Origin of the sequence: Luteococcus sp. (assembly GCF_043424415.1) — a bacterium.
Lineage (GTDB): Bacteria > Actinomycetota > Actinomycetes > Propionibacteriales > Propionibacteriaceae > Luteococcus.
This window is the reverse complement of record NZ_JBHWOO010000197.1, coordinates 1-9,539: the sequence shown is the minus strand read 5'-3', so window position 1 is coordinate 9,539 and position 9,539 is coordinate 1. Positions and strand designations below refer to the sequence as shown.

The following is a 9,539-nucleotide window of genomic DNA, read 5'->3' as shown; positions in this document are numbered from 1 at the left end:
AATGTGGGCACGACGGTGTCGTCGCGGCCCGGGCCGTGGCCTGTGTGAGGGTGCCTCAGTCCTTCGGGCCCGCTCCCGGCAGCAGGTCATCCGAGAGCCCGTAGGCGTGGTGCAGAATCTCGATGGGGTGCACGATCTTCATGCCTGTGCCCTTGCGGATCTGCCAACGGCATGTCTCGGTGTCACAGGCACCCACCCCGTGGTCATGCTTCTTCATGTGCTCGAAGACCGGTTTGCCGACGGCCTGCGCCACCTCGTACTTCTCCTTCTTCAGGCCGTAGGTGCCGGCGATGCCACAGCAGGGCTGGCCGCTCTCGGCCACCGTGACGCCCGGGATCAGCTCCAGCAGGTGCAGCGCGGGCATGCCCATGCCCTGGCTCTTCACCTGGCAGGGCTGGTGGTAGGGGATCTCGATGTCCATCGGCTGGAAGTCCAGCGGCAGCTCACCGGCATCGGCCAGTTCCAGCAGGAACTCGCTGATGTCGCGGCTTCGGGTACCCACGTCCTTGAGCTCCTCGGCATCGACGCCCATGATCTCGTGCGCCTCGTGCTTCAGCATGCCCACGCAGGAGCCGGAGGCGCTGATGATCGTCAGGTCCTTGCCGGCGGACTGCAGCTGGCGGCACAGCTTCAGCACGCTCTTGGTCGCCTGCTCGAACAGGCCGTTGGACTGCTCGGCCAGACCGCAGCACCCCTGCTTGGGCACCAGCACCTCGTAGCCCAGGTGCTCCAGCACCTCGATCGACTTCTTGCTGGTCTCGGTCTCGAAGTAGCCGCCGGCGCAGCCGGTGAAGAAGACCACCGGCCCCTTGGTGGCAGGGGTCGTGCGGGCCGGGCGCTTCCTGAGCCAGGCGCGCAGGGTCTCGCGGTGGGCCTCGGGCATCGGGGCGTCGCGGTGGACGCCCACCACCTTCTCGATCACGGTGCGTACCGGCTTCATGCCCAGCGCGGCATTGGCCACCGGCGCCAGCGGGCTCATCACCGCGCCCTCGAGCATGGTCTGGGTGATCAGCCGGTCGCGGATCGGCATGTTGTCCTTCTTCATCACCGCGCGCGCCTGCGAGTTCAGCTCGGCGATCTTGACCCCCTGCGGGCACGACAGGGTGCAGATGCCACAGCTGGAGCAGTAGTCCAGCGAGTGGTCGACGCTCTCGCCGTCGCGGAAGCGCTCGGCCTGCGGCCCGACGAACTTGGGTCCGCTGAACAGCGGCGTCACCCGGGCGACCGGGCAGGCCGTCTCGCAGATCGTGCACTTGACGCAGTGGTCCAGGGTGGTTCGGGTCAGCTCGTCCAGGGCATGGTTCATGGCCTGCTTGGCCGCCTCGCGCTGCTGCACCGGCGCCAGGGCCTCCACCCGCGCTTCCGTCGTCTCGGCCTCGTGGCCCGCCACGGCCCGGTCGGTCGGCTTGTTCGCCTCAGTCATCACTTCTCCTCCAGATCGGCCAGGACGGCCTCGGCAGCGCACATCGCACTGCCCAGGGCGATCCCCTCGCCCGATTTCTCGCTCCATCGCTGCGCCCCGGCGAGGATGCCGCCACAGGCGTGCAGGTTGGGGTGGACCGCGGCGCCGTCGGCATCCAGCGGTCGCATCCGGTCGTCGACGGCCAGGCCAGCGGCGAACAGGGGCTGGTCGGCGCCCCAGTAGTCACCGTGCACCAGGTCGTCGATCCGCCCGCCGCGCACCGGTAGGCCGAAGACCGACTCGTGCAGCTCATTGTGGCTGTCCAGCACCAGCGCACCCGACTCGAAGCCACCGGTGGCCAACACGAAGTGGTCGGCGGTGTACTCCACCTCGCGTCCAGTGCCCTTGATGGTGACGCCCTTCACCCGGCCGTCCTGCACGCGGGAGCGCAGCACCCTGGTGCCGTTGACCAGCCGGACGCGGGCATCCTTCACGGCCTGCACCAGCGCCTCGTTCTGGCGCCAGCCCGGCACCGACGGCGGCGGCAGCGGGATCTCGAAGACCGGGGCCCCCAGCTGCTCGGCGATGTCGCGCCAGGCGGTGGCGTCGTTGGCGCCCAGGATCGCGGGAAGACCCACGCTCTCCCCCTCGCGTACCAGCGGCTTGAGCGCCGCCACCAGCTCGCGGCGACGAACCGGCTCGTCCAGCGCCCGCGCCATGGCCAGCGCCGAGAAGTCGACTCCGGTCCCGAAGGCCTTGAAGCTGATGGTCTCGGCGCGGGCCTCCACGGATCCGCCAGCCAGCGGGGTGCGAGCCAGGTTCCCGGCCACCAGGGCCGCCGGAAAGTCCTTCAGCTCGCGCACGCCCACCACCAGCAGCTTCTTGCCAAGGACGAGCTCGCCAGCGGCCATCGAGGGCGGTACCAGGGCGGTGGGACGTATTGCCCCGACCGCGGTCGGGTAGAGCCGGTTGGTGTCGGCCTCCCCCACCAGTTGCTCCTCGCCCAGCACTGTGCGCAGCCAGTCAATGCCGCGCTCCACGGGGCCGCGCCCCAGTACTGCATAGGGATGCTCGGGGTGCTCGGCGACGAAGGCCGCCATCTCCTCCAGCGGACGCTCCACCCGACGCGGGCCGGCATAGCCGAGCACGTCGAGCGTGCCCTGACCCAGCTGCAGGCCACCGATCCCCTTGGTGAGCAGGGTGACGCTGTGGTTCTCCTGGCGAAGGCGCAGGGCGGCGGTCAGACCGGCCAGCCCGGCACCGATGACGATGACCTCACTCACTTCTGCTCCTCGTTCTCGCTCCGGCTGGCCAACTCCGGGTCCGAGCTGTTGCTGCTCGCCTCGGCCGCCGCCCCTTGCTTCTCGCCCGCTGCCATCGAGGCCTGTTCCGTCTGGGAACGGCCCTCGGGGGCAGCCTGGTGGCTGGGCACGTCGAACTGCCCCTCGCCCTCACCCGGCACCAGCTGCACGTCGCTGCCGGGCAGGTGCTCCACGTCGAGGGTGCCCTTGACGATCCAGTTGTCGAGGGCGGTCTGGCGCACCTGGTCGCCGTAGAGGATCGGCCACAGCCCCACCCAGCGGTTGCCCAGGAAGTCACGCAGCTGCTCGGTGGCCCGCTCGACGCTCGAGACTCCTTCCTCGACTGCGATCCCCGCGGCCCGGGTGGAACAGAAACCACCCTGGCAGGGGCCCATGCCCAGCCGCAGCTGGCGGCGCAGGTCGTCGAGGATGGCGTCGGGCTGCTCGGCCATCAGCCCGGTGAGCTGGCGGCGGCTGACCAGCTCGCACTCGCAGATGATCTGGTCCTCCAGCCGGTCGGCCTCGCGCTCGGCGAGCCGATGGGTGACGTGGTAGTTCTTCTGCTTCTCGCTGCCCGGCACCGCCTCGGTCTCGGTGGTGCAGGGGCGATCCTCGCCCAGCTGCTCGCACATGACGTCGACGATGTTCTTGGCCATCAGGCGGTAGGTGGTCAGCTTGCCGCCGCTGATCGTCAGCAGGCCCTTGAGCCCGTCGCGGGCCTCGTGGTCGATGATGCTCATGCCGCGGCTCATGTGGCGGGTGTCAGTGGCGCTGACGCGGGAGTCCTTGACCAGCGGTCGGGCACCGCTCCAGGCATGCACCGCGCGCGCCTGGCGGAATCCGGGGACCAGCGCCTCGCCCGAGTCGAGCATCTGCTGCACCTCGTCGCGCGGGATCTCGAGCTTGTCGGGATCGTCCGCCTTCACGTCGGTGGTGCCGATGATCGAGACGGTGTGGACCGGTACCAGGATGTCGCCGTCGGCCGGGTAGATGCAGCGGTTGACCACCTGGTTCACCAGGCGATGGTTCATCGCGATCATGATGCCGCGGCCCGGCACCACGTCGACGCCGGGACAGTCGGCCATGTGGGCGATCTGCCCGGCCCAGGGGCCGCCGGCATTGATGACGAAGCGGCAGTCGATGCGCACCTGGTCGAGGCTCTTCATGTCGGTGCACAACACCGCGGAGACCTGGTCGCCGTCGCGCTCGATGCGGGTGACGCTGTGGTAGGTGAGCACCTTCGCGCCGTGGTCCATGGCGCTGTGGGCGGCGCCCCAGACCATCTGCCAGCCGTCGACGGTGCCGTCCTGAACGGCGAAGGCGCGCTTGATGCCCGGGTTGAGGCGCGGTTCACGACGCAGCGCCTCTGCGATGCTGATCTCCTCGCACGGCACCCCGGTGGCCAGGGCGGCGGGGCCGAACTTGTCGGCATACTCCTCGCTGTCCTCGGGGGTGACGACGAACAGGCCACCGGTGGCCTCGACGGCATCGGCGTGGATGCGGGTGACGATGGCGTTCTCGCGGGCGCACTCGGTGGCCGAGTGGGGATCGGAGACCACATAGCGGCCACCGGAGTGCAGCAGCCCGTGGTAGCGCCCGGTGGTTCCCTGACCCAGGTCGGCACGGTCCACCAGCACGGCGGAATAGCCGCGCATCGCGACATCGCGCACGACTCCTGCCCCCGTCGCGCCGCCGCCGACGACGACCACGTCGGCCTGCATCCGTCTCATCGAGATCTCCCCTCTGCGGTCCGCGCGCCATCGCGCATGATCCGTGTGGCGCCAGTGCGCCGATGCCACGAGCCTAGGCACCGCCTGTGACAAAAGGCGATGGCTGCCGCCTGATCTCCGCCGAAGTGCACGATGTGCCACACGCTGTGAACGAATGTGCAATCACGGCCAGGAGGTGGCGGAACACGGGTTCTTCGTGCACCCTTCGTGGACCTGTGTGGAATCTCACCCCCTGACTTCACCAGCGAAGGCGAAAGGCCTAGACAACCGCCAGTTGTGGACTTCGCCACCATCCCTTCGGAAGCCGCGTGCGCGACCCACGGGAGAGTTGGCACGTTCCAAACGCGCTCTGGAGGCGAAGGACCAGTCCGGACACCCCCACAACAGGCCACCCACCACGGCAGAAGGACCCCTCGGTGTTAGCGTCGAGTCATCTCAATCCCAGCGAGAAAGGCTGAACTCAATGAAGATTTCAGTGCCTACAGAGATCAAGAACCGCGAGTATCGCGTCGGCATCACCCCCGTGGGCGTGCACGAACTCGTCACGCACGGCCACGAGGTCTATGTCCAGAAGGGTGCCGGCCTCGGCTCGTCGATCACCGACGAGGAGTTCGAGGCCCAGGGCGCCACGATCCTGCCTGATGCGGAGCAGACCTGGGCAATCGCCGACATGGTGATCAAGGTCAAGGAGCCCATCGAGGCCGAGTACAAGTACCTGCGCGAGAACCTGATCCTGTTCACCTACCTGCACCTGGCCGCTGACCGCCCCCAGACCGACGCACTGCTGCAGTCCAAGACCATCGGCATCGCCTACGAGACGGTCCAGACGCCCGACCGCGCCCTGCCGCTGCTCTACCCGATGTCCGAGGTGGCCGGCTGCCTGGCACCCCAGGTGGGCGCACACACCCTGATGAAGGCCTCCGGCGGCCGCGGCGTCCTCATGGGCGGTGTGGGCGGCGTCCAGCAGGCCAAGGTCGTCATCCTCGGCGGCGGTGTCGCCGGCCAGAATGCCGCCCAGATCGCCATGGGCATGGGCGCCGACGTGACCATCCTCGACGTCGACCTCAACAAGCTGCGCAACTCCTACTGGCGCTACGGCAACAAGGTGCACGCCCTGGCCTCCAGCTCGCTGACCGTCCAGCAGCAGGTCGCCGAGGCCGACCTGGTGATCGGCACCGTCCTGATCCCCGGCAAGAAGGCCCCCAAGCTCGTCACCAACGAGATGGTCAAGGGCATGAAGCCCGGTTCGGTGCTGGTCGACGTCGCCATCGACCAGGGCGGCTGCTTCGAGGACTCCCACCCGACCACGCACGACGACCCCACCTTCGAGGTGCACGACTCGGTCTTCTACTGCGTGGCCAACATGCCCGGTGCGGTGCCCAACACCTCCACCTGGGCACTGACCAATGCCACCCTGCCCTACGCCGTCCAGCTGGCCGACAAGGGATGGAAGAAGGCCCTGCAGGAGAACGAGGCGCTGGCCAGGGGCCTCAACACCTACGACGGCAAGATCACCTACGAGGGCGTCGCCGAGGCCTTCGACCTGCCCTGCACCCCGCTGTCCGAGGTGCTCGGCGAGTGACATCGGCCACAAGGGACTGAGAACCCCTGCGGTACTGGGCGAGGGGCGGGGTGGCAAGTCCACCCCGCCCCTTCCCCGTGCCCCCGGCGTGGAGTTGGATGGAGTCATGACCACCACCATCCCCGCCCAAGAGATCGCCGCAATCAACCTGCGCCTGGCACTGCTCGGTCTCCCCCTGGCCACCCAGGAGGAGGGGCTGCGCGGTGGGGAGCTCGTCGCTCCCATCATCGCCCGCCAACGCGAGCTCTCCCGACGCCTCGGCGAGCGCCTGTGCGCCGCCGACATGCGCATCCAGGCCTTCCTCGACGACTACCTCTCGGTCACTGGCATCCAGCCGCAGCTGCCCCACAGCACCCTCGTCCTCGACACCCCCGGCCTGGCCCGCGCCCTGAGCCTGCCCCACGACGGCGACCAGTTCTGCTCCGAACTGCTCTCCTCCTACCGCCTGGCCAATGGCGTGCTGCACAATCCCGCCAACGACCGCCGCACCACCGCCGGCGTCTTCCACGTCGCCGAGGGCGGCCTGCCCATCCAGGACGACAAGCTGGCCGTGCCCGTCGAGGTCTTCGCCCGCCTGCTCGAGGCCGCCTTCCAGCCGCCCGAGGCCGACCTGCAGCTGCCCTTCACCGCCAACCAGAACCGCAAGGCCGCCTGCTTCGTCTCGCTGATGCTGCGCCCGCTCGTCGTGCCTGCAGTGCCCGGCTCCACCCGCGAACGCACCATGGAGGTGCGCTTCATCGCGCCCGGCGGCCTGGTCTCCAACCTCGACTTCGTCGAAGGCATCTTCGGCAACGGCAGAGACCCCTACCTGCCCGAGAACGACGCCTCGCTCGACCCGCAGGGATGGACCGGCACCACCGGCGCCGTCATCCTCGCACCGCACCTGCGCACCCTCACCAAGAAGCAGCTCGGGCTGCCGCACGTCAGCCAGGCCACCGAGCGCCAGCAGCGCGACGGCATGTGCTGGGAGCGCGAGGACGAGTGCTACAACGGCGGCCAGGCCTTCAAGGTGTGCGCCCGCGACGAACGCGGCGTGATCGTCACCGTCATCGCCGACAACTACTTCGGCTACTGCAAGAAGGAGGTCAAGACCCAGATCTCCTACTCGGCCAACCTCTTCGGCCTGGCCGAGGAGGAGCACTCCGGCGGCGCCCTGGCCTTCCCCGCCTACAACCTCGGCCAGGAGTGGCGCGACACCTTCACCCCCGACGACTACACCGTCGCCGACGTGGTGGCCCGCAACCCGGAGCGCTTCGAGATGCAGCCCGCAGGCCACGCCATCGACCTGCAGCAGCCGCACCTGGTGGTGGTTCCCGGCAAGGCCAGCTACTCGATGCGCACCCAGACGGTCAGCTGGACCAATCCCGACGGCAGCGAGGGCAGCACCCAACTGCTGGCCGGCGTCACCTACCTGGCTCCGAACGGCTACCGGGTGCACGCCAAGCAGCGCGATGCCGACGCCACCCAGTGGCACCTGATCGGCACCTCGCCCTGGTCCACCCAGTTGCACAAGCCCGCCACCGTCTCGGGCGGCGGCAAGAGCGAGATCAGCAAGAGCCTGCTCGACGCCTTCGTCTTCGGCCAGGCCTATGTGGCCGACTTCGAGCACGACATGGACCAGGTGCAGGCCCTGCTCGAGCACGACTACTCGCAGCGCTTCCGCGACGAGGCCGCCCACGACACCCGCCCGCTGCTGTCGGCCGACCGCTCGCTGGGCTCGGTGATCAAGCTGCTCACCCGCCGCGAGGAGTACACCGACGAGTACAACCAGTGGCTGTCGACCATCCCCGCCCACATCAGTGAACTGGTCTTCACCGTCAAGCGCTACTACAAGCCCGAATGGGGCGACGACTGGCGCAGCCACTTCACCGTCGGACGCATCAACGGCCGCCAGGGCAATGCGCTGCGCCTCGACGGTGTGGACATCATGGTCAACATGCTGCGCGTCGGCTTCGAGTCCGACGGCGGATGGCACCTGTTCAGCCTGCGGCCCGACTTCTCCCCAGCCATGAAGGTGCAGACCGAAGACGACATCACCGCCTCGGTGGTGGCGCCCGACCCGGACGCGCCTGAGGCGCCGAGCGCCAAGTACGTCGGCAACTGCGAGCAGCTGCTCTTCCAGCGCCCCGACGACGCCATCCACCGCGGTTACGACAAGCAGACCGAGAAGGACATGGCCGGTGACGGCTCCTTCATCAGCAACTTCGAGCCGATCACCCGACAGCGCGCCCGCGAGATCGTGGCCGATGCCGCCGGCCTGAGCCTGTTCACCGAGCCGATGCGCCAACGGATCGTCGACTTCGCCGAACAGCCCGACGACGCCCACCCGTCCTTCCTGGCCATCTCCTCCGAGCCCCGGATCGTCGACGGCAAGCGCTCGAAGAATCCCCGCTACCTGCAGCGCCGCCCCGACCTGACCAATCCCGAGGGCACCGCCGCAGCCGACCTGGCCGTCCACCTGGAACGCAAGATGGACACCGCGCAGCCGCTGCGGATGCCGGTGCACGTGGTGGCCGCCGGGCGTCGCAACAACGCCGCCGAGCCGGGCGTGCCGCCGCTGTGCGCCTACAACCCGCTGCACCACATGGAGCTGCCGGAGCTGTTCATGGAGTTCATCAGTTCCATGACCGGCAAGTCACCCTCCACCACCGGCGCCGGCAGCGAGGGCGCGATGACCAAGGGGCCCTTCAATGCCCTGCCCTCGATCATCGACCTCAACGCCGCACTGCTCAGCTATGTGCTCACCGAGACCGACGGCTGGCTCAGCTCGGCAGGGGTGATCGGGCCCAAGGTGCGCGTCGACCACGACATCTCGCTGCTGGTGCCCGAGATCTTCAGCCGCATGACACCGGATGAGCGCCGCGCCGAGGCGCTGGTGGCCGGCGGCTTCCTGGAGAAGATGGCCGACTTCGAGCACGACGGTCGCACCATCCAGGCCAGCCGGCTGGGCTACCGGATGAATGAGCTCTTCGCCACCACCTACTTCGGGCGCATCTTCCTGCACCCGGACATGGTCTTCACCCCCGAGATGCTGCGGCCCGAGGAGCAGGACCTGGACGTCTTCTGCGAGAGCGTGGACGTGGTGGTGGCCACCCATGAGCGGGTGGCCCGCACCTACTTCGCCGACGGCACCATCGAGCTGGCCACCCCGCCGCTGCGGGCGCTGCTCGAGATCATGGCCCACGGACGCAGCGAGAAGGGCTGGACGCTGGACTCGCCGGAGTTCCGGGCCCTGTTCACCCGCCAGGTCGTCCTCGACTCCGGTTGGTACGCGCAGCGGTTGAGTGCCAAGCAGGCCGCCGACATCGCCCAGCTCAAGCAGGGCATCGCCGACCTGTCACCCTTCGTCCGCAAGGCCGAGAATGCGCGTCCGGTGCGCCGCCTGCACCTCGACCAGCGGCTGGCCTCGGTGCAGCAGGACCTGGCCACGGTGCAGTCCACCGCCTACCTGCGCCAGCTCACCGGAACCCTGGGCCGCCAGGTGAGCTTCGACTGATGCTCGAGGCTGGTCACGGCCCCGGTCT

The 9,539-nt window shown here is 68.7% G+C and carries 4 protein-coding genes and 1 pseudogene; 2 read left to right on the top strand and 3 right to left on the bottom strand.

Annotated elements, in window-relative coordinates:
- Positions 1–55: 55 nt before the first annotated feature.
- The 3 genes and pseudogenes from ACHFFZ_RS11395 to glpA all read right to left on the bottom strand — a co-directional run.
- Entirely contained in the window at positions 56–1,306 is a 1,251-nt protein-coding gene (locus ACHFFZ_RS11395; RefSeq protein ID WP_394276733.1) for an anaerobic glycerol-3-phosphate dehydrogenase subunit C, read from the bottom strand.
- 116 nt (positions 1,307–1,422) lie between these two features.
- Positions 1,423–2,685, bottom strand: a complete 1,263-nt coding sequence (glpB, locus tag ACHFFZ_RS11390; RefSeq protein WP_394276732.1) for a glycerol-3-phosphate dehydrogenase subunit GlpB — start codon at positions 2,683–2,685, stop codon at positions 1,423–1,425.
- 197 nt (positions 2,686–2,882) lie between these two features.
- A pseudogene (gene glpA / locus ACHFFZ_RS11385) lies at positions 2,883–4,433 on the bottom strand (anaerobic glycerol-3-phosphate dehydrogenase subunit GlpA); the annotation flags it as partial.
- Positions 4,434–4,896: 463 nt separating this feature from the next.
- Here glpA and ald point away from each other — a divergent pair.
- Entirely contained in the window at positions 4,897–6,015 is a 1,119-nt protein-coding gene (gene ald / locus ACHFFZ_RS11380) for an alanine dehydrogenase (protein ID WP_394276731.1), read from the top strand.
- Between the two features lie 106 nt (positions 6,016–6,121).
- Positions 6,122–9,511: a hypothetical protein gene (locus ACHFFZ_RS11375; protein ID WP_394276730.1), complete on the top strand. Its 3,390-nt coding sequence runs from the start codon at positions 6,122–6,124 to the stop codon at positions 9,509–9,511.
- Positions 9,512–9,539: the final 28 nt, after the last annotated feature.